At 64.0% G+C, this 17,827-nt stretch carries 24 protein-coding genes; 10 read left to right on the top strand and 14 right to left on the bottom strand.

From position 1 onward, the window contains the following. The 3 genes from GPJ75_RS13125 (at position 1) to GPJ75_RS13115 (ending at position 2,870) form a co-directional block, all read left to right on the top strand. A complete protein-coding gene (locus GPJ75_RS13125; RefSeq protein WP_163268793.1) occupies positions 1 to 1,278 on the top strand; it encodes a cytochrome b in 1,278 nt (425 codons plus the stop codon). 29 nt (positions 1,279 to 1,307) lie between these two features. Next, positions 1,308 to 2,132 (top strand): cytochrome c1, encoded by an 825-nt coding sequence (locus GPJ75_RS13120; RefSeq protein WP_163268792.1) that lies wholly within the window; start codon positions 1,308 to 1,310, stop codon positions 2,130 to 2,132. Positions 2,133 to 2,324: 192 nt separating this feature from the next. Next, positions 2,325 to 2,870 carry an adenine phosphoribosyltransferase gene (locus GPJ75_RS13115; RefSeq protein ID WP_163268791.1) on the top strand — a complete coding sequence of 182 codons (546 nt, stop codon included), beginning with the start codon at positions 2,325 to 2,327 and terminating at the stop codon, positions 2,868 to 2,870. A gap of 53 nt (positions 2,871 to 2,923) precedes the next feature. Here the strand turns inward: GPJ75_RS13115 and GPJ75_RS13110 are convergent, their stop codons facing one another. From GPJ75_RS13110 to GPJ75_RS13080, 7 genes are all read right to left on the bottom strand, one after another. Next, positions 2,924 to 3,391 carry a MaoC family dehydratase gene (locus GPJ75_RS13110; RefSeq protein WP_163268790.1) on the bottom strand — a complete coding sequence of 156 codons (468 nt, stop codon included), beginning with the start codon at positions 3,389 to 3,391 and terminating at the stop codon, positions 2,924 to 2,926. Continuing rightward, entirely contained in the window at positions 3,388 to 3,852 is a 465-nt protein-coding gene (locus GPJ75_RS13105; protein ID WP_163268789.1) for a MaoC family dehydratase, read from the bottom strand. The genes GPJ75_RS13110 and GPJ75_RS13105 overlap by 4 nt, the downstream gene beginning before the upstream one ends. A gap of 98 nt (positions 3,853 to 3,950) precedes the next feature. Further along, entirely contained in the window at positions 3,951 to 5,054 is a 1,104-nt protein-coding gene (gene ychF / locus GPJ75_RS13100; RefSeq protein ID WP_163268788.1) for a redox-regulated ATPase YchF, read from the bottom strand. A gap of 14 nt (positions 5,055 to 5,068) precedes the next feature. After that, positions 5,069 to 5,512: a PIN domain-containing protein gene (locus GPJ75_RS13095; RefSeq protein ID WP_163268787.1), complete on the bottom strand. Its 444-nt coding sequence runs from the start codon at positions 5,510 to 5,512 to the stop codon at positions 5,069 to 5,071. After that, positions 5,499 to 5,858, bottom strand: coding sequence for a hypothetical protein (locus tag GPJ75_RS13090; protein WP_163268786.1), 360 nt, complete (start codon positions 5,856 to 5,858; stop codon positions 5,499 to 5,501). The genes GPJ75_RS13095 and GPJ75_RS13090 overlap by 14 nt, the downstream gene beginning before the upstream one ends. A 160-nt stretch (positions 5,859 to 6,018) precedes the next feature. Beyond that, entirely contained in the window at positions 6,019 to 6,732 is a 714-nt protein-coding gene (pth, locus tag GPJ75_RS13085) for an aminoacyl-tRNA hydrolase (protein WP_163268785.1), read from the bottom strand. 30 nt (positions 6,733 to 6,762) lie between these two features. Further along, positions 6,763 to 7,434: a 50S ribosomal protein L25/general stress protein Ctc gene (locus tag GPJ75_RS13080; RefSeq protein ID WP_163268784.1), complete on the bottom strand. Its 672-nt coding sequence runs from the start codon at positions 7,432 to 7,434 to the stop codon at positions 6,763 to 6,765. Positions 7,435 to 7,682: 248 nt separating this feature from the next. Here GPJ75_RS13080 and GPJ75_RS13075 point away from each other — a divergent pair, with 248 nt between their 5' ends. Then, positions 7,683 to 8,069: a DUF488 domain-containing protein gene (locus tag GPJ75_RS13075; protein WP_163268783.1), complete on the top strand. Its 387-nt coding sequence runs from the start codon at positions 7,683 to 7,685 to the stop codon at positions 8,067 to 8,069. 10 nt (positions 8,070 to 8,079) lie between these two features. On the opposite strand, the gene GPJ75_RS13070 is transcribed toward GPJ75_RS13075, so the two are convergent. Continuing rightward, positions 8,080 to 9,012: a ribose-phosphate pyrophosphokinase gene (locus GPJ75_RS13070; RefSeq protein ID WP_159587054.1), complete on the bottom strand. Its 933-nt coding sequence runs from the start codon at positions 9,010 to 9,012 to the stop codon at positions 8,080 to 8,082. A gap of 467 nt (positions 9,013 to 9,479) precedes the next feature. Between GPJ75_RS13070 and GPJ75_RS13065 the strand changes: the two genes are divergently transcribed. Next, on the top strand, positions 9,480 to 9,890 hold the full coding sequence (locus GPJ75_RS13065) for a hypothetical protein (protein ID WP_163268782.1): 411 nt from the start codon (positions 9,480 to 9,482) through the stop codon (positions 9,888 to 9,890). A 46-nt stretch (positions 9,891 to 9,936) separates the two neighbouring features. Here the strand turns inward: GPJ75_RS13065 and GPJ75_RS13060 are convergent, their stop codons facing one another. The 3 genes from GPJ75_RS13060 to pgeF are packed head-to-tail and all read right to left on the bottom strand — an operon-like array spanning position 9,937 to position 12,503. Further along, positions 9,937 to 10,509, bottom strand: a complete 573-nt coding sequence (locus GPJ75_RS13060) for a hypothetical protein (protein WP_205602531.1) — start codon at positions 10,507 to 10,509, stop codon at positions 9,937 to 9,939. Between the two features lie 48 nt (positions 10,510 to 10,557). Beyond that, positions 10,558 to 11,709: a M24 family metallopeptidase gene (locus GPJ75_RS13055; RefSeq protein ID WP_163268781.1), complete on the bottom strand. Its 1,152-nt coding sequence runs from the start codon at positions 11,707 to 11,709 to the stop codon at positions 10,558 to 10,560. Continuing rightward, complete coding sequence (pgeF, locus tag GPJ75_RS13050; protein WP_163268780.1) at positions 11,709 to 12,503, bottom strand: peptidoglycan editing factor PgeF; 795 nt, start codon at positions 12,501 to 12,503, stop codon at positions 11,709 to 11,711. Before pgeF ends, GPJ75_RS13055 begins: the two co-directional genes overlap by 1 nt. Before the next feature lie 180 nt (positions 12,504 to 12,683). Here pgeF and GPJ75_RS13045 point away from each other — a divergent pair, with 180 nt between their 5' ends. After that, a complete protein-coding gene (locus GPJ75_RS13045) occupies positions 12,684 to 12,929 on the top strand; it encodes a type II toxin-antitoxin system Phd/YefM family antitoxin (RefSeq protein ID WP_163268779.1) in 246 nt (81 codons plus the stop codon). After that, complete coding sequence (locus GPJ75_RS13040; RefSeq protein ID WP_163268778.1) at positions 12,926 to 13,312, top strand: type II toxin-antitoxin system VapC family toxin; 387 nt, start codon at positions 12,926 to 12,928, stop codon at positions 13,310 to 13,312. Before GPJ75_RS13045 ends, GPJ75_RS13040 begins: the two co-directional genes overlap by 4 nt. 31 nt (positions 13,313 to 13,343) lie before the next feature. Here the strand turns inward: GPJ75_RS13040 and GPJ75_RS13035 are convergent, their stop codons facing one another. Next, positions 13,344 to 14,444, bottom strand: a complete 1,101-nt coding sequence (locus GPJ75_RS13035; RefSeq protein WP_163268777.1) for a class I SAM-dependent methyltransferase — start codon at positions 14,442 to 14,444, stop codon at positions 13,344 to 13,346. Positions 14,445 to 14,571: 127 nt separating this feature from the next. Beyond that, the gene (gene lgt / locus GPJ75_RS13030; protein WP_163268776.1) at positions 14,572 to 15,423 is read right to left on the bottom strand and encodes a prolipoprotein diacylglyceryl transferase; all 852 of its coding nucleotides are present in this window, start codon (positions 15,421 to 15,423) and stop codon (positions 14,572 to 14,574) included. Positions 15,424 to 15,685: 262 nt separating this feature from the next. On the opposite strand from lgt, the gene GPJ75_RS13025 reads away from it, so the two are divergent. The 3 genes from GPJ75_RS13025 to GPJ75_RS13015 all read left to right on the top strand — a co-directional run bounded on the left by GPJ75_RS13025 (position 15,686) and on the right by GPJ75_RS13015 (position 17,170). Then, a complete protein-coding gene (locus GPJ75_RS13025) occupies positions 15,686 to 15,982 on the top strand; it encodes an accessory factor UbiK family protein (protein WP_163268775.1) in 297 nt (98 codons plus the stop codon). A gap of 329 nt (positions 15,983 to 16,311) precedes the next feature. Beyond that, positions 16,312 to 16,812: a type III secretion system chaperone family protein gene (locus tag GPJ75_RS13020; protein WP_163268774.1), complete on the top strand. Its 501-nt coding sequence runs from the start codon at positions 16,312 to 16,314 to the stop codon at positions 16,810 to 16,812. Between the two features lie 4 nt (positions 16,813 to 16,816). Beyond that, positions 16,817 to 17,170 carry a tRNA-binding protein gene (locus tag GPJ75_RS13015; protein WP_163268773.1) on the top strand — a complete coding sequence of 118 codons (354 nt, stop codon included), beginning with the start codon at positions 16,817 to 16,819 and terminating at the stop codon, positions 17,168 to 17,170. A gap of 16 nt (positions 17,171 to 17,186) precedes the next feature. Here the strand turns inward: GPJ75_RS13015 and GPJ75_RS13010 are convergent, their stop codons facing one another. Then, on the bottom strand, positions 17,187 to 17,735 hold the full coding sequence (locus GPJ75_RS13010; protein ID WP_163268772.1) for a DUF2380 domain-containing protein: 549 nt from the start codon (positions 17,733 to 17,735) through the stop codon (positions 17,187 to 17,189). Positions 17,736 to 17,827 lie beyond the last annotated feature (92 nt).

The following is a 17,827-nucleotide window of genomic DNA, read 5'->3' as shown; positions in this document are numbered from 1 at the left end:
ATGAGCGGTGGACATTCTACCTACACCCCCAAGACGGGCCTCGGGCGCTGGATGGATGCGCGCCTTCCGCTGCCGCGCCTCGTCTACGATTCCTTCGTCGCCTACCCGGTGCCGCGCAACCTCAACTACGCCTACACCTTCGGCGGCATCCTCACCCTCATGCTGGCGGTGCAGATCCTCACCGGCATCGTGCTCGCCATGCATTACGCCGCCAACACGGAGATCGCCTTCAACTCCGTCGAGAAGATCATGCGCGACGTCAATTCCGGCTGGCTTCTGCGCTACCTGCACTCGAACGGCGCCTCCTTCTTCTTCATCGCCGTCTATGTGCATATCTTCCGCGGCCTCTACTACGGCTCCTACAAGGCGCCGCGCGAGCTTCTGTGGATTCTCGGCTGCATCATCTACCTCCTCATGATGGCCACCGCCTTCATGGGCTACGTTTTGCCGTGGGGGCAGATGAGCTTCTGGGGCGCCACCGTCATCACCGGCTTCTTCACGGCGATCCCGCTCGTCGGCGACTGGATCCAGCAGCTTCTGCTCGGCGGTTTCGCCGTCGACAACCCGACGCTTAATCGCTTCTTCTCGCTGCACTATCTCTTGCCCTTCATGATCGCCGGCGTCGTCGTCCTGCACATCTGGGCGCTGCATGTGACCGGGCAGTCCAACCCGACCGGCATCGAGGTGAAGCAGAAGACCGACACGGTGGCCTTCACGCCCTACGCGACCATCAAGGACGGCTTTGCCATGGTCGTCTTCTTCCTGGTGTTCGCCTATTTCGTCTTCTACATCCCCAATTATCTCGGCCACCCCGACAACTATATCGAGGCCAACCCACTCAAGACGCCGGCGCACATCGTGCCCGAGTGGTACTTCCTGCCCTTCTACGCGATCCTGCGCGCCATCACCTTCAACATCGGACCGATCGATTCCAAGCTCGGTGGCGTGCTCGCCATGTTCGGCGCCATCGCGGTCCTGTTCGTGGTGCCCTGGCTCGACACCTCGAAGGTGCGCTCGGCGGTCTACCGGCCGTGGTACAAGCTCTTCTTCTGGCTTTTCGTGGCCGATGCCATCTTCCTCGGCTGGCTCGGCTCGAGGCCGGCGGAGGGCACCTATGTGGCCATGGCACAGGCCGCCACGCTCTACTATTTCGCGTTCTTCGTCGTCGTCATGCCGGTCCTCGGCCTCGTAGAGACGCCGCGCCGGCCGCCGAACTCGATCACCGAGGCGGTGCTGGAGAAGAACAAGCCCGGCACCCCGGCCGCCGGCGAGGCATGAGCGAGCGTATGCGCAAAAGGATCTTGGAAATGAAGACGTTTCTAAACGGGCTGGCTGCGCTCGGCCTCGGCATTGCCATGGTCACCTCCGCGGATGCGGCGGAATACCCGCTGAAGAAGCCGCCGCAGCTCGAATGGAGCTTCGACGGCCCCTTCGGCACCTACGACAAGGGCCAACTGCAGCGCGGCTTGAAGGTATACCGCGAGGTCTGCTCCTCCTGCCATTCGCTCGACCTGGTCGCCTTCCGCAACCTTGAAGATCTCGGCTACACCGAGGAGCAGGCGCGCGCCATCGCCTCCGAATACGAGGTCGAAGACGGCCCGGACGAGAACGGCGACATGTTCACCCGTCCCGCCACGCCGTCCGACCATTTCCCTGCGCCCTTCGCCAATCCGCAGCAGGCGGCGGCCTCCAACAATGGCGCCGCGCCGCCGGACTTCTCGCTTCTCGCCAAGGCGCGCGCCGTCGAGCGCGGCTTTCCCACCTTCCTCTTCGACATCTTCACCCAATATGCCGAGGGCGGTCCGGATTACATCCACGCGCTTCTGACCGGCTATGAGGAAGACGCGGAAGGCCACGAGGTACCCGAGGGCACCTATTACAATCCCTATTTCCTGAGTGCCGTCTCGCTCTCCATGGCGCCCCCGCTCTCGGACGGCATGGTGACCTATGAGGACGGCAGCCCGGAGACGGTCGACCAGTACGCCCGCGACATCGCCGCCTTCATGATGTGGGCCGCCGAGCCGCACATGGAGGCGCGCAAGGCAACCGGCTTCACCGTGATGGTCTTCCTGGTCCTCTTCGGCGGCCTCGTCTACCTCACGAAGCGCAAGGTGTGGGCCGAAGTCCACTGAAGCAATTCCAGAAAAAGTGGGAACCGGTTTCCGTCCGGAATTGCGACAAAACAACGACTTGGACCAGTTCACCGATTCCATGAAACGATGAACTGGTTTAAGGCCACGACAAAAGGCGAGGGGCGCCGTCGGGCGCCCTTTTCTTTTGGCGCGCAAAAGGGCAAAAGGGGTTGCAACGGACCGGGGCTGCCGATGAAACCTTCCCTCGAAGACACGCTTCTTTCCGCCATCCGCACCATTCCCGACTATCCGAAGCCGGGAATCCTCTTCCGCGACATCACCACGCTTCTGGGCAACGCGCGCGCCTTCCGCCGCACCGTGGACGAGCTCGTTCACCCCTATGCCGGCTCCAAGATCGACAAGATCGCCGGTATAGAGGCGCGCGGCTTCATTCTGGGCGGTGCCATCGCCCACCAGCTCTCCTCCGGCTTCGTCCCCATCCGCAAGAAGGGGAAGCTGCCGCACGAGACGGTGCGCGTCGCCTACAGCCTGGAATACGGGCTCGACGAGATGGAAATGCACGTCGACGCGGTGGAGCCGGGCGAGAAGGTGATCCTCGTTGACGACCTCATCGCCACCGGCGGCACGGCCGAAGGCGCCGTCCGGCTTCTGCGCCAGATGGGCGCCGACATCGTCGCCGCCTGCTTCGTCATAGACCTGCCGGACCTCGGCGGCCGCGCCAAGCTCGAAGCGCTGGGCGTGGACGTGCGCACGCTGATTTCGTTCGAGGGGGATTGAGGCTGTCTATCGGGTGCCTTGGAGGCGCCAGGTCCCCGTCCGTCCTGACTCGCCTACCCAACCCTCAAAAGCACAGCATTATCAAACTCCAGCACCGCCTGCCCGTCGCCGTTGAACGCCCCCGCCTTCAACGACAAAAGCCGCCACCCAGGCCGCGAGGCCAGCGCCCGGTGCGACACCGCGGTGCGGGTAAAGGTAATCGTATCCCCGGCATAGACCGGCTTCAGCCATTTCAAGTTGGAGAACCCCGGCGAGGGACCGAATTCCGGCCGCGGGCCCGGCTCGCGCCAGGCGCCGTCATCGGTCCGCGCGTTTTGCAGGTTGTACTTCATCCACATGGCGCAGGTATGCCAACCCGACGCGCACAGCCGGCCGAACACGCTTTGCTGTGCCGCCTTCTCGTCCAGATGAAAGGGCTGCGGGTCGTACTTTTCGGCGAAACGCTTGATCTCGTCCGCCGTGAAGGTGTGGCTGCCGAGCGTGACCGTCTCGCCGAGCCGCAGGTAGGCCTCAAGGCTCATGCCGCACCTTTCTCGCGCAGGCGGAACAGGATCGGGTTCTCGCACAGGATCACCCTCTCGCCATTCTGGTTCTTCACTTCGTGCCGGAAGGTGACGAGGCCGAGATCGGGCCGCGACTTCAGAAGCCGCCGGGAAAGCACCGTCGAGGCGCCCGAAAGCCGGTCGCCGGCCAGCACCGGGCGCTGCCAGCGCATGTCGGTGATGCCGGGCGAGCCCTGCGAGGTGGAATCGAGCAGGAAGGCCTCGCACATCATGCGCATGAATATCGAGCAGGTGTGCCAGCCCGAAGCCGCGAGCCCGCCGAGCAGGCTCGCCTTGCCCGCTTCCTCGTCGAGATGCATCGGCTGGGCGTCGAACTCGGAGGCGAAAGCGACGATCTCCTCCTTGCCGACGCGCTTCTCGGGCAGGGCGATGACGCAGCCCTCGTAAAAGTCCTCGTAGGCCCAGCGCTTCCCGCTCATCGCATCTCCCTTCCCGATACAAGGCCAGCGGCCCTAATCGACCATCGGCGGCACGGCTCCGTTTACCAGGCGGTCAATGCAAGGCCTGCCGGCACAAGTCACACATTGAACTTGAACAGCATCACGTCGCCGTCTGCCACCACGTATTCCTTGCCTTCGTCGCGCGCCTTGCCGGCCTCGCGCGCCGCCGTCTCGCCGCCCAGCCGCACGAAGTCGTCATAGGCGATGGTCTGGGCGCGGATGAAGCCGCGCTCGAAGTCCGTATGGATCTCGCCCGCCGCCTGCGGCGCCTTGGCGCCCTTCTGCACGGTCCAGGCGCGCGCCTCCTTGGGGCCGACGGTGAAGAAGGTGATGAGGTCCAGCAGTTCGTAGCCGGCGCGGATCAGCCGGTCGAGACCAGGCTCCTCGAGCCCCATCGCCTCCAGATACTCCGCCGCCTCCTCGTCGGGAAGCTGCGCCACCTCCGCCTCGATGGCCGCCGAGATCACCACGGATTTCGCCCCTTGCGCCTCGGCCATCTTCTCCACCGCCGCGCTGTGCGCGTTGCCGCCCGCCGCATCGCCCTCGGCGACGTTGCAGACGTAAAGCACCGGCTTCGACGTCAAAAGATCGAGCGAACGCAGGATATGCAGGTCCTCGGCCGCAAGCCCCGGAAGAAGCAGGCGCACCGGCTTGCCGTCCTGCAGGAGCGCCAGCGCCTTCTCCATCATCGGCAGGACGGCGATCGCCTCCTTGTCCTTGCCGGTGGCGCGCTTGCGCGTCTGCACGATGCGCCGCTCCAGGCTTTCAAGGTCGGCCAGCATCAGCTCCGTCTCCACCGTCTCGGCGTCGGCCATCGGGTCGATACGGCCTTCGACGTGGGCAATGTCGTCATCCTCGAAGCAGCGCAGCACATGCACGATGGCGTCCACCTCGCGGATGTTGGCCAGGAACTGGTTGCCCAGCCCTTCGCCCTTGGAGGCGCCGCGCACCAGCCCGGCGATATCCACGAAGGAAATACGCGTCGGCACGACCGCCTTCGATTGGGCGATCCCGGCGATCTTCTTCAGCCGCGGATCCGGCACGGCCACCTCGCCCGTGTTGGGCTCGATGGTGCAGAAGGGGTAGTTCGCGGCCTGTGCCGCGGCCGTTTTCGTCAGCGCGTTGAAGAGCGTCGACTTGCCGACATTGGGCAGGCCGACGATGCCGCATTTGAAACCCATGATTTCGAAGTTCCTTAAGGGGATGCCAGAATTCGCTCAGGGCTATGGGCGAAAGGGTCGATGATCGTCAAGCCTTCGATCGTCTGCCCGTCCTGCAAATCCTCGGAGAGGAAATGGGCGCAGCCGAGTTCGAGCGCGGAGGCAAGCAGCAGACAGTCCCACCAGGAGTAGCCATAACGTTCATGCAAGCCGCGCGCATGCAGAACCTCCTGCCATGTCAGCGGACGTTTCCCGAAGGTGGTGAAATTGTCGATCCTTGCGGGTATATCGATACCGTCAAATCTGGCACGCTTCTTCGTCAGCACGCTTGCCACTTCGTTCAGGACCTGCAGGTTGGTGATCCCGCCTTCGGCCAAGGCGGCCAGCCAAATGACAGCCTTTAGCCGCTTCTTCGGCTCCTTGCGATCAAGCGTGTAAAGCAGGGTCGTGCTGTCGATGAACACTTTAGCGGCGGGCATTGCGCTCGTCTGCGTCGGGCATGCGCCCATTCTCGGACAAGGGAAGTGTGGGCGACTCCCAAATCTGGCGAAGCGCTTCCAGGCGCGCCTTCACGCTTTTGCGTTCATTACGCTCGTCCGCTGTAGGCGTGCGGCCGTTCTCGGTAGCGTCCCACATGGGGCCGGCAAAGATGCGTTCCAGAGCTTCAGCTTGAGGATTGCCCTCTGCTGCTCTTTCGGGCGCCGTTCTTGCCGCCGCTTCCAAGACGTCGGCAATGTATCGCGACATGCTCTTGCCAGCCTTCGCCGCCTCGACGCGCGTCGTGTGGTGCAGCTCGTCGTCCAGGGAAATGGTGACATTCCTCATCGCCGTCCTCTAGCCTTCACGATCTCACGAAAACACGAGCTTCGTGTCTTCTATATAGGCCGGAGACGATCTTCGATCAATCCCGCCGCACCGTATAGCGCGCATGCACCGCGCCGTTCTTCAATGCCTTGGCGAAGGCCAGGTCGTACCAGCGGTCCGTCTACTCCTTGCCGAAGAGCTTCTTCAGCATGGCCGCCATGGGCCCGGTCTCAGGCACGGGCGCGGTCGGCTTCTGCGGCCGTGCCTGGCGGATATGGCTCTGCCCCTTGGCGGCCGGTTTCCGCTCTTTTCCGGCCGGCTCCGCCTTGCCTTTGACGGCCAGGCTCACCTTGTTCATGAAGCCGGAATCGTCGCCCTTCACCAGCATCTCGGCATTGTCGGCGATCGCCTCCAGCAGCGGCTCCAGCCAGTCCCGGTCGGCCTTGGCGAAATCGCCCAGCACATGGCCGGTGACACGCGCCTTGTCGCCCGGATGGCCGATACCGATCCGCACGCGGCGGTAGTCCTTGCCGCAATGGGCGTCGATGGATCTGATGCCGTTGTGGCCGCCGGCGCCGCCGCCAACCTTCACGCGCACCTTCGCCGGCGCCAGATCCAGTTCGTCGTAGAGGACGATGAGATCGGCGGGCTCGAGCTTGTAAAAGCGCATCGCCTCGCCGATCGCCTGGCCGGAGAGGTTCATATAGGTCTGCGGCTTGATCAGCAGCACCTTCTCCCCGCCCAGCCGGCCTTCAGAGACCAGCGCGCTGAATTTCTTCGACCAGGGCGAAAAGGAATGGCGGCGGAATATGGCATCCGCCGCCATGAAACCGACATTGTGCCGGTAGTTCTCGTATTGCTGGCCGGGATTGCCGAGCCCTGCAATGAGGAGCATGGGAAATTACCCTCGACGGAGGGGACAGGGCTATTCCTCGCCCTTTTCCTCGCCTTCCGTCTCCTTCTCTTCCGCCTCTTCCTCGGCCTCTTCGGCCTCGGCTTCAGCCGCTTCCTCTTCCTCGGCCTTCAGGCCGGCGGGGGCGGCGACCGTGGCGATGGTGAAGTCGCGGTCGGTGATCGTCGGCGCCACGCCCTCGGGCAGCTTCACCGCCGAGATGTGCACGGAATCGCCGATGTCGAGCCCCGTCAGGTCGATCTCGATATGATCGGGGATGGCGGTCGCCGGGCAAGTGAACTCCACCTCGTGGCGCACCACGTTCAGGACGCCGCCGCGCTTGATGCCGGGGGCCAGCTCTTCATTCGTGAAGTGCACCGGCACGTTGACGGTGACGATGGTGTTGCGGCCGATACGCAGGAAGTCGATGTGCTCGGCAAAGCCGCGCACGGGGTCGAGCTGGTAATCCTTGGGCAGGACCTGGATCTTCTCGCCGTCCACGTCGATGGTGGCGATGGTGGTCAGGAACCCGCCGCCATGGATGCGCAGGAACGCTTCCTTGTAGGGCAGGGCGATCGTCATGGGGGGCTTCTTGTCGCCGTAGATGACGGCGGGAATCTTACCGCTGCGCCGAATTGCCCGGGCGGACCCCTTACCGACCCGTTCGCGCGCCTCGGCCTTCAGCTCATAGGACTGACGGCTCATTGGCTTTTCCTTTCAAGTTTCGGAGCGTTTTCCGGGCGTAAACGAGCCCTGAAAACGAGAAAGCCGCCAGACGCATCGCGCAAGGCCGGCCTCCACCCGCGCTGCCTCCAAGGGTGTCTGCACGGACGGCGGGTCTATAGCGGATGGGAGGGGCGGGTGCAAGGGCGTGCGCAAGGATTACCGGGGCCGTACCGGGGCGTCGTCGGAATATGCTATCGTCGCCCCGCCATTCAAGCGGAGCTTTAAGCATGACCCTGCGCATCGTTCGTCTCGGCACACCGCGCCTTACAGGGGAAGGGACGCGCATCGGCACCGTGCGGCGCCCGCCGCGCGGTGTGCGCAAGGAGCGCTTTTCCGCCGACGATTGGTTCGACGTCTGGTACCCGGAGCTTTCGCCCAGCGCCGAACTGGTCGCGAAGGCCCAGGCCGCGAAGACGGAGCGCGAGTGGGCGGCCTTCGTCAAGGCATTCCGCGTGGAGATGAATGCGCCCGCGCCCCGGCACACCCTGGACCTTATTGCCGCGCTCTCGCGCGATGCGGATTTCTCGATCGGCTGCTACTGTGAAGACGAATCCCGCTGCCACCGTTCGGTGCTGCGCGCGCTTCTGGCGGAACGGGGTGCCGTGATCGGCTGACGGCGTGGCCTCAATCGAACAGGCTCGACACCGATTCTTCCGTCGCCGTGCGCGAGATCGCCTCACCGATCAGGTCGGCGATGGTGACGACGCGGACGCTCTTCGACGCCTCGACGGCGGAGGTGGGCTGGATGGAGTCGGTGATGACCAGCTCCTTCAGCTTGGACGCTGAAATGCGTGCCACGGCGCCGCCTGAAAGCACGCCGTGGGTGATGTAAGCCGTTACGCTGGCGGCGCCGCTGTTCAAAAGCGCCTCGGCCGCGTTGCACAGCGTGCCGCCGGAATCGACGATGTCGTCGATCAGCATGCAGTCGCGGCCGCGCACGTCGCCAATGACGTTCATCACTTCGGATTCGCCCGGCCGGTCGCGGCGCTTGTCGACGATGGCGAGCGGCGCGTCGATGCGCTTGGCAAGCGCCCGCGCCCGCACCACGCCGCCGACGTCCGGCGAGATCACCATCACGTTTTCCAGCTTGTAATGGGCCTTGATGTCGCGCGCCATCACCGGCACGGCGAAGAGGTTGTCGGTCGGGATGTCGAAGAAGCCCTGGATCTGGCCGGCGTGCAGATCCAGCGTCAAGACGCGGTCGGCGCCGGCACGGGTGATCAGGTTGGCCACCAGCTTGGCCGAGATGGGCGTGCGGCCGGAGGTGCGGCGGTCCTGCCTCGCATAGCCGAAATAGGGAAGCACCGCCGTGATCCGCCGCGCCGAGGAGCGGCGGAAGGCGTCGATCATGATGAGCAGTTCCATCAGGTGGTCGTTGGCGGGATAGGAGGTGGACTGGAGGACGAAGACGTCCTCGCCGCGCACGTTCTCCTGCACCTCGACGAATATCTCCTGGTCGGCGAAGCGCCGCACCGTGGCTTTTCCAAGGGAGATGTTGAGATAGCGGGCGACGGCCTCCGCCAGAACCCGGTTGGAATTGCCCGCAAAGAGCTTCATGGAATGTTCCCGGCCAACGCCTCGACTTCTGCCCCGGCTTTTAGCGGGGTGGCCGGCTATTGCAAGCTTCGGCGGAAAAAATCCTCCGCCGAAATGGACGCTTCCTCGGCCGCAGCCTCGATAGCTCCGTTTCCCTATGTGCTGCGGGTAGTCAGGAGCTGCCTCTCCGCCAATTTGTGCGTGTTTGACATATTCTGTAATATTGTGGTACACGAATGTATAACTCAATGTTTACCACTGGTGGGGCAGGTAGCATGAGAAGTAGTAGTATATGCGTTTCAGATGATTCTACTGAGATTCTTAGGTTTGTTGATTTAACTGAAGAGTATTTACTTAATAAAAACCCAAATTACTTATTTCTTGATGAAACTTTGCTGTCCAGTATAAGGCGCCGGAGCCGCTCTGATATCTCTTTTTTTTCTCCACGAAGCTGGAGGACGCCCATAAAACGACTACAGGTTGCAGCGATGCGCAACCTTAAAGGTGTACCGGATGAAACGACCGTGCGGGGGATCGCACGGGAAGTCGCAGCCTGTGCGTCCACAATCACGAACGGCAAGCCATACGACTTTATTTGTGGTGTGCCAGGCGGCAGTTCCTCCAAGAAGGAGAATTTCGGCTCATTGGTCGCGCGCTATGTCGCCGATGAGCTGAACATCGGATACTGCGCGCCTCTCGTCACAAGGGTGGCGGGAGGTCGCTCCAGTCATCCGAAGCAGAGTATGCATTTCAGGTCGAGTTACGTGGGCCACGCGCTCGAAGGCACCTTTGGACTGCTGGTAGACGACGTTGCCACAAGCGGCGCGCATTTCGCGGACTGCGTCAAGCAGTTCAGAAGTCACGGAATCGCTGTAGTCTGCGTCTCCTGGATCAGTTGATGGGCGAGCGCGGTGCATGGGGTTTTGCCGGTGTTCCGAAACGCCGTCAGCCCGTGCCCCGCGCAAGCCACGCCGCCAGGTCGTCGATGGTCCTGTCGGCGATCGTTTCCATCGTCTGGCCGGTGACCGAGGACCAGCCGTCGCCCTGGGCGCCGGGCACCTTCTGCTGGCCCTGGATCCTGTGCAGGCGGTTGCCCGAAGGGTCGAGCACGTCCCAGACATAGATGACGGTGGTCTCGTTGCCGTCGGCGATGGCGGAGAAATAGCCCTTGACGACATGCGTGGCGCCGGCGCCCTGCACAATGGGAATGCCGCGCTGGCGGGCCCGTGCGGAAAGCCGGCTGGAAAGCGGGGGCAGGGCCTCCTCGGTGGCGCCGATCACCGGGGCGAACTGCACGCGCGCGTCGGTGTTGACGGCGGCGACCGCCTGGTCTTCCTGTGCCGTCTGCGCGCCCGCCTCGCTTGCCGGGTTCGCGACACCGGCACCGCCTCCTTGCGCCTCTACCGCCGCAATCCCGCGGCCGGGCTGCGGGTTGAGGCCGTTGATGTCCGTTCCCGCGCAGGCGCTGAAAAGCGGCGCCAGCAGCATCAGGCCGATAATCGTTGCAAACCGCCTCATTGCGTCTCTCTTCCCCGCTTCAAGCCCATCCGCGCTACCACAAAAGTCTTACTTTACGATCAATTCGAGCCCGTGACGAGAAAGCGGCGCCGGCGCGGCTTCCGTGGTGAGGTAGGTGCGGCCGAGACACATGGCGCAGCCGGATTCGGAATCCATGATGATCATATGCGCGAAGAGCGTCATGTTCGGCGCGATCTGTTCCGGATTTCCGCTGTAGAACATCGGCGGGTCCATCCAGGAGGGGGCGAAGCGTGCGCCCAGAGAATAGCCGCAGGCGTTCAGCCGGTGCTTGGTCAGCCCGTGCGCCTCCATCTCCCGGGCGTGGGCGTCGAAGACGTCGCCGAAGGTGTTGCCCGGCGCCATCGCCTTCTCGCAGGCGACAAGCGCGTCGCGGGCGGCCTCGAACAGCTCCTGATGCCGCTTGGAAACCTTGCCCGTCAGCACCGTCTGCATCATGGCGGCGTGGTAGTGATGGTAGGCGCCGGCCCACTCCAGCGTGAGCTGGTCGTTCTTGGTCAGCTTCCTGCGCCCCGCCTTGTAGCGGCACAACAGCGCGTCGGCGCCCGAGCCGATGACGAACTCATTGGCCGGATAGTCGCCGCCGCCGGCGAGCACCGTCCCTTGCATGGCCGCCAGGATCGCCGCCTCGTCGCCGCCCTGCTTGATCAGCGGAAGGGCGGCATCGAACGCGTCGTCCGCGAGCTTTGCCGCGCGCTTGACCTTCTCCACCTCCGTCGGGCTCTTCAGGAGCCTGAGGCGGGCCACCAGGTCGGAAGCATCCTCGATCTTGGCAAACGTCTGCAGCTGCTCGTCGAGCATCCGCCCGTTCTTCGCCGTCAGCCCGTGCGTGTCGTATTCGACGCCGATGCGGCATCCCAGAAGATCGAGGTTGTTCAGGAGATCGCGCAGCTCGGTGGCCGGATTGGCGCCGTGACGGTCGTTCCACACCACGATATTGTCGATGATGGAGGTATGGCGCGCCTGCCTGAGGTCGGCCGAGCGGGTCATCAGCACCATCTCGCCGTCGGCCTTCACCACCAGGCACTGGAAGAAGCAGAAGCCGAAGGTGTCGAAGCCGGTCAGCCAGTACATGCTCTCCTGGGCGAAGAGCAGCAGCGCGTCCAGCTTGCGCTCGGACATCTCGATGACCAGCCGGTCGCGGCGGGCGTCGAATTCGGCACGGTCGAAGTGAAGCGCCATCAGAACTCCTCCAGGCATATCGCCGAAATCTGGCGTCCGTAATCGGGTTCGCCGCGATGGGTGGCGCGGCGGTAGGAATAGAAGCGCTCCTCCTCCGCGTAGGTGCAGCGGTCGAGCATCCCCACCGTCACGCCGGCCCGCGCGAGCCGGTCGAGCGTATAGCGGTTCAGGTCGAAGAAGGCATGGCCGGGCCGCGCGGAGTGGCGGAAATAGCGCGCGTTCGCGGCATCGGCATCCGTGAAGCGCGCCCGGTATTCCGGCCCCACCTCGTAGTTGTCCTGGCTGATCGCCGGGCCCAGCACGGCGACGATCCGCTCGCGCTCGGCGCCCAGGCGCTCCATGGCGGCAACGGTGTTCTCTATGATGCCCGTCAAGGCGCCCTTCCAGCCGGCATGCGCCGCACCGACGACGCGCGCCTCCGCATCGGCGAAAAGCACCGGCCCGCAATCGGCCGCCAAAACGCCGATCGCCAGCCCCGGCAGCCGCGTCACCATGGCATCGGCCTTCGGCCGCATCTCGCCCAGCGGCGCCTCGACCACCATCACATCGGCCGAATGGCACTGGTGCAGCGTGCACAGGTTTTCCGCCGGCACGCCCATCCAGGCCGCCACGCGGTGCCGGTTTTCCAGCACCGCCTCGCGCGAATCGTCCGAGCCAAGGCCGATGTTGAGGCCGCGATAGATACCCTCCGACACACCGCCGGCACGGGTGAAGAAACCATGCTTCACGCCCTTTGCGCGTGCGCCGTCGAGGAGGGGCGACCGGAGCGGTTCCGGCCTCGTCATATCCAGCATGCGCCGCCTTGCGATCCTGCTTCGTTCGGCGGCGGATCGTGGGGCAGGGGAGGGGGCAAGTCAATCCGCGTCGGGGCGCGGCGGTGCAATCGCCTGGGGGTAATGGGCTTCTCCTCGGAGGGCTTGCACGTGGCGCAGGACTAGACTAAGTTTATATGACTAAGTCTATAGGTAGGGCCAATGCGCACCGTGAACATCCATGAAGCGAAGACGCATCTGTCGCGCCTGGTCGAACGCGCTGCCGGCGGCGAGCCCTTCATCATCGCCAAAGCCGGGAAGCCGCTGGTGAAGGTGACCGGGCTGGCCGCCCCCGGCGCCGGCGAGATCCGTCGGTTGGGGTTCCTTTCCGGCCACATAAAGGTGCCGGACGATTTCGACCGCATGGGCGAAGAAGAGATCGCCGAGCTTTTTGGCGACAAGAGTTGAAACTGCTCCTGGATACACAACTGCTCCTGTGGGCGGCAGGCGAGCCCGACCGTCTTTCCGCGGCAGCTCGGGAATTGCTGGAGAAGGCCTCGAACGAGCTCGTCTTCAGCGCGGCAAGCCTCTGGGAGGTCACGATCAAAAGCAGCCTAGGCCGCAGGGATTTCCAAGTGGATTCCAGCGTTCTGCGCCGCGGGCTCGTCGATAACGGCTATCTCGAACTGCCGATCACCAGCGAGCATGCGACAGCCGTAGGCAGTCTCCCGCCAATCCACAAGGATCCGTTTGACCGGATGTTGGTCGCGCAGGCGACTGTCGAGGGGATCACGCTGCTGACCGCCGATTCGCATCTGGCACGGTATCCGGGGCCGGTGCAGCGCGTGTAGAGCCCTCCAGCTCGATCACCCGAACACTTCGCTAGCCACCCCCGTCGAACGGCGGAACGGCAACGCCCCTCGGCATCACCGCAAGCACCTTGAACAGCGTCCCCATCGCTTCCGGTCCTGCCAGCCGCTCCACCTCGCCGCGGATGCGCTCCTGCTCCTCTGCGCTCCTGTCCGCGCCCAGCCGCCCGGCGCGCCCAAGAAGCCCCAATCCCAGGAGAAACGCGCCCTGCGGCATCAGCCGTGCCGCCAGTCCCTCTCCGCGGGCAATCCGCGCAAGCGCGGCAAAATCCACATGCGCCGTCAGATCCGCCTCGCCGGGATGGGCCAGCGCGTCGTCGTAGGCATGGCGACGCACCGCCTGCAGCGTGTCGCCCAGTGCTGGCCCCTCGTAGCCGTAGTCGATGAAAAGCCCGGCGCCGCCTTGCACGGCCAGCCGCCCGGCAACCGTCTCCATCAGCGCCTCGCGCGCCGGGGCGGCCTCGAAGACGGCGCTCTCGGGCGCGGCGTCGGCTCCCGGCGGAAGCATCGCCGGGTCCGGCACGCCGGCGCCGGCCATGAAGGCAAGCGCCCCCTCCTCGCCGACGCCCACCACCCGCTCGCGCCAGCCGGCGGCGCTTTTCACGTATTGGTGGATGGGCAGGGCGTCGAAGAGCTCGTTGCCGACGATAAAAAGCGGCCTCTCCGGCAGGTCCTCCACGCGCCCATACCACTGCGGTTGCCCATGTGTTCCCGGCGCAGGCGCTCCCGAAAGCGCTTCCTTCTGCACGGCGGCAAGCCGGGGGCTTGCCTCGACCATGGCGATATGCCGCGCGGCAAAGCCGCCGTCGAGCCGGGCGAGCGTGCGCAGCATGTCCTTCATCAGCGTGCCGCGGCCGGGGCCGATCTCGGCGATGATTGCGTCCTCGGGCGCGCCGCAGGCCTGCCACGCCGCATAGAGCCACACGGCGACAAGCTCGCCGAACATCTGGCTCACCTCCGGAGCGGTGATGAAGTCGCCGCCGCGGCCGAAGGGCTCGCGCGCCGTATAATAGCCGTGCTCGGGGTCGAACAGGCAGAGCGCCATATAGTCGCTGACGCTCATCGGCCCCGCAGCCTCGATAAGGCGGGCGATCTTTTCCTCCAGCTCCGTCATGGCTCCTGGCGTGCTAGAGCAATTCCAGGAAAAGTGGAAACCGGTTTTCCGTCCGGAATTGCGACAAAACAAAGAGTTAGACCGGGAACCGGTCTAGTGGTCTGACCCAAACAGATGATACCATCTGTCAGGATCGCAGCACTATGGCAGGCGCGCGTGCCGTCATCATGGCCCAGAGGCCGACCAGCACCATCGGCGTCGACAGCACCATGCCCATCGTTAGCCAACCGCCCGCAAGATAGCCGATATGCGCGTCCGGCTCGCGGAAGAACTCGACGAAGATGCGGGACAGCCCATAGCCGGCGATGAAAGCGCCGCCGACGAAGCGCGGCGTCTTCAGCCTCAGCCGCGAATGGGTCAAAAGGCGAAGTACGAGGAAGAGCACCAGCCCCTCCAGCGCGGCTTCATAGAGCTGGCTCGGATGGCGCGGCAGCGGCCCGCCGTCGGGGAAGACAATGCCCCAGGGCATGTCCGTCGGCCGGCCCCAAAGCTCGGAATTGATGAAGTTCGCCAGCCTTACGAGGCCAAGGCCCACGGGCGCGGTGGCGGCGATGGTGTCGATCATGCTCCAGGCGTTGATGCCGCGCGAGCGGGCGAACAGCACCATGGCGAGGATCGTGCCCAGCATGCCGCCGTGGAACGACATGCCGCCCTGCCACACGGCGAAGATGTCGAGCGGATTGGCCAGGTAGCGCGGCAGGTCGTAGAACAGCACGTAGCCGAGCCGCCCGCCCAGCACCACGCCGATCGCCGCCCAGACGACGAAATCGTCGAGGTCCGTCGGCTTCATGGGCGGCGTATCGTGCGCCCACAGGCGCTGCGTTGCCACCAGCCGCTTGGCATACCACCAGGCGAACAGGATGCCGGCGATATAGCCGAGCCCGTACCAATGCACCGCAAAGGGCCCGATCTGGAAGATCACCGGGTCAATCTGCGGGAAGGGGAGCGCGGCCAGCGGCAGGAGAAGATAGTCGCTCAATCGTGCCTCCTGTTTCGCGCCGCCGTCGGTGGGCGCAGCTAGGCGCAAGGGGCGGCTGCGGTCAAGGCGGGAGTGAATTAGTGAGTAGTGAATAGTGAGTAGGGAAGATGGAGCGTGAGGGATGTGCCCCTCATAGCGTCTGCTCACTACTCGCTACTCACTACTCGCTATTCACAGTTCACTCCCCACCACTCCCCCTCTCCGCTTGCATTCGCCGCCGCCGGGCCCTACCTCAAATCATGGGATCAGGAGAGGCGACGACATGACCAACGGCACCAACCGCATCCTCGATGAATTCGCCAAGATGATGACCGACGCGGCCGGCGCCGCGCAAGGCGTCCGTCGCGAGTTCGAGACGCTCTTCCGCACCCAGGCCGAGCGCATGCTTCACTCCATGGACCTCGTCCAGCGCGAGGATTTCGAAGTGGTGCGCGAGATGGCGATCAAGGCGCGCGAGGAGAACGCTGCCCTTCAAGCACGAATCGAGGCGTTGGAAGCACAACTTTCTGCCGGCGAAGGAGGCAGGAAGCCGGCCTCCGGCGGGCGGTCCAAAAAATAATTCGTTGCCGTCGCCAGCCTGTGTGCAATTGCAAAAAATGCTGGCGCGAGAGTCGCTTAGAAGCCGTGGGCAATCGCGTCGCGGAGCGAACTATCCACACCGTCGATTGTCTAATCGAAAAAAGGACTGGCCACGGCCTCTCTCATCAATAGACTGAATTTGCTACATGATTCGAAACAGTCATGTGCCGGGCTGGGGCGGGCCCGTTCTTAAGTCTCTCGTTTTTCTCCTCGCTCCGCTCAGTATCGAATTGCGTCGGTCGCGTGCTTCAAACCGCATGTGCCAGGTGGTGGGGCGCGCAGCGCCTCCAAAAACGGGAAAGCAGATTTATGAGCCTTCTTGAACTCGACATGGCGCGTGACGCCCATCCGGTTGATGTCATCGAGCATGTCGCCCACACGAACGACTGGAGCTTCGAGCGCAACGGCGACGACGAGATTGCCATCTCGGTCGCCGGCACGTGGACGGACTACCAGGTCTCCTTCTCCTGGATGGAGGAGTTCGAGGCGCTGCACGTTGCCTGCGCCTTCGACCTCAAGGTGCCGGAGAACCGTGCGCTCGAGGTGATGCGACTCCTCTCCCTCATCAACGAGCAGATGCTGTTCGGCCATTTCGACCTGTGGGAGCGCGAGGGCGTCATCATGTTCCGCCAGTCGCTGGTGCTGGCCGGCGGTGTGGAGCCGACGGGGCTGCAGGTGGAGGTGATGCTCAACAGCGCGCTCGAAGCCTGTGAATGCTACTATCAGGCCTTCCAGTACGTCATCTGGTCCGGCACCTCGGCGCAGGACGCGCTCCACAGCGTGCTGTTCGAGACCTTCGGCACGGCGTGAGGCAATGAACGGCGGGAAGGCACCGGAAATCGGCTTCGACGATTTTCTCAAGGTCGACATCCGCGTCGGCACCGTCGTCGAGGCCGAGCCCTACCCGGAGGCGCGCAAGCCCGCCTTCAAGCTCAGAATAGATTTCGGCCCTGAGATCGGCGTGAAAAGATCCTCCGCCCAGATCACCGTGCACTACACGCCGCAAGACCTCGTCGGCCGCCAGGTCATGGCGGTGGTCAACTTCCCGCCACGCCAGATCGGCAAGTTCATGTCCGAGGTGCTCACGCTGGGCTTTGCCGACGAGGAGGGCGCGGTGGTGCTGGCAGGCGTGGACAGGCAAGTGCCGAACGGCAGCCGGTTACACTAGATCGCAGTTCCGGCAGCTACCTCGGAATGCAGTGCATTTGGATATCACGCACAGCGAACGCCGCTGCTCGCCGCCACGCCTCATCGGTGTCGCCCCGGTAGCTCAAGAACCTATCGCAGGTTGGTTTATTGCTGTTCAAATCCAGCACTGCGAACTTCACCCAGCCGACCAGGGTGCTCATCTTGTGAACCTCTCCAATCAGCAGATATTTCGCACCGGCTTTTCTCGCCTGCCTTGAAAGTGCGTCCAGGCCGACGGCTCTCGCCGTGCACCTGGCGCTCCGACAGGTCAACGAGACCGCCTTGATTCTTTCGGCGCCGGAAAGACCCTTTTGTAACGCAACATCCAACTCCCCCAACCGCCTTTCGTGCTCGGCGGTCTGGTCCCTGACTTCACCCGACGTATCCCTGAAATCGAAATTGGTGATTGCGAGGGCCGATGGCTCGGCAGCGCCACTCACCTCGGCTGATATGATTCCGGCAGCGGCAGCCAGTATCGGCAAGAACCTGCCGTAGATTGCAGCGCAGGATCGAACTCGCACACCGGCACCTCGTGCTTCGAGCATCCATCTCTCCGAAATATCGGAGGATAACAGGTAGGTGGCGGTAACCAACGGTCCTTTCGTATCGCCTGCGACCACAGGCGATACGCAGTTGG

This window comes from Chelativorans alearensis (assembly GCF_010993735.1).
In the GTDB taxonomy this organism is placed as follows: domain Bacteria; phylum Pseudomonadota; class Alphaproteobacteria; order Rhizobiales; family Rhizobiaceae; genus Chelativorans; species Chelativorans alearense.
The sequence above is the reverse complement of the archived record's forward strand: the minus strand, read 5'-3'. Positions and strand labels throughout refer to the sequence as shown.

Bases quoted from the DNA above. Each gene is read 5' to 3' on its own strand.
- GPJ75_RS13125 (WP_163268793.1), top strand. From the start codon at position 1: ATGAGCGGTGGACATTCTACCTACACCCCCAAGACGGGCCTCGGGCGC.
- GPJ75_RS13120 (WP_163268792.1), top strand. From the start codon at position 1,308: ATGAAGACGTTTCTAAACGGGCTGGCTGCGCTCGGCCTCGGCATTGCC.
- GPJ75_RS13115 (WP_163268791.1), top strand. From the start codon at position 2,325: ATGAAACCTTCCCTCGAAGACACGCTTCTTTCCGCCATCCGCACCATT.
- GPJ75_RS13110 (WP_163268790.1), bottom strand. From the start codon at position 3,391: ATGAGCCTTGAGGCCTACCTGCGGCTCGGCGAGACGGTCACGCTCGGC.
- GPJ75_RS13105 (WP_163268789.1), bottom strand. From the start codon at position 3,852: ATGAGCGGGAAGCGCTGGGCCTACGAGGACTTTTACGAGGGCTGCGTC.
- ychF (WP_163268788.1), bottom strand. From the start codon at position 5,054: ATGGGTTTCAAATGCGGCATCGTCGGCCTGCCCAATGTCGGCAAGTCG.
- GPJ75_RS13095 (WP_163268787.1), bottom strand. From the start codon at position 5,512: ATGCCCGCCGCTAAAGTGTTCATCGACAGCACGACCCTGCTTTACACG.
- GPJ75_RS13090 (WP_163268786.1), bottom strand. From the start codon at position 5,858: ATGAGGAATGTCACCATTTCCCTGGACGACGAGCTGCACCACACGACG.
- pth (WP_163268785.1), bottom strand. From the start codon at position 6,732: ATGCTCCTCATTGCAGGGCTCGGCAATCCCGGCCAGCAATACGAGAAC.
- GPJ75_RS13080 (WP_163268784.1), bottom strand. From the start codon at position 7,434: ATGAGCCGTCAGTCCTATGAGCTGAAGGCCGAGGCGCGCGAACGGGTC.
- GPJ75_RS13075 (WP_163268783.1), top strand. From the start codon at position 7,683: ATGACCCTGCGCATCGTTCGTCTCGGCACACCGCGCCTTACAGGGGAA.
- GPJ75_RS13070 (WP_159587054.1), bottom strand. From the start codon at position 9,012: ATGAAGCTCTTTGCGGGCAATTCCAACCGGGTTCTGGCGGAGGCCGTC.
- GPJ75_RS13065 (WP_163268782.1), top strand. From the start codon at position 9,480: ATGCGCAACCTTAAAGGTGTACCGGATGAAACGACCGTGCGGGGGATC.
- GPJ75_RS13060 (WP_205602531.1), bottom strand. From the start codon at position 10,509: ATGAGGCGGTTTGCAACGATTATCGGCCTGATGCTGCTGGCGCCGCTT.
- GPJ75_RS13055 (WP_163268781.1), bottom strand. From the start codon at position 11,709: ATGGCGCTTCACTTCGACCGTGCCGAATTCGACGCCCGCCGCGACCGG.
- pgeF (WP_163268780.1), bottom strand. From the start codon at position 12,503: ATGCTGGATATGACGAGGCCGGAACCGCTCCGGTCGCCCCTCCTCGAC.
- GPJ75_RS13045 (WP_163268779.1), top strand. From the start codon at position 12,684: ATGCGCACCGTGAACATCCATGAAGCGAAGACGCATCTGTCGCGCCTG.
- GPJ75_RS13035 (WP_163268777.1), bottom strand. From the start codon at position 14,444: ATGACGGAGCTGGAGGAAAAGATCGCCCGCCTTATCGAGGCTGCGGGG.
- GPJ75_RS13025 (WP_163268775.1), top strand. From the start codon at position 15,686: ATGACCAACGGCACCAACCGCATCCTCGATGAATTCGCCAAGATGATG.
- GPJ75_RS13020 (WP_163268774.1), top strand. From the start codon at position 16,312: ATGAGCCTTCTTGAACTCGACATGGCGCGTGACGCCCATCCGGTTGAT.
- GPJ75_RS13015 (WP_163268773.1), top strand. From the start codon at position 16,817: ATGAACGGCGGGAAGGCACCGGAAATCGGCTTCGACGATTTTCTCAAG.
- GPJ75_RS13010 (WP_163268772.1), bottom strand. From the start codon at position 17,735: ATGCTCGAAGCACGAGGTGCCGGTGTGCGAGTTCGATCCTGCGCTGCA.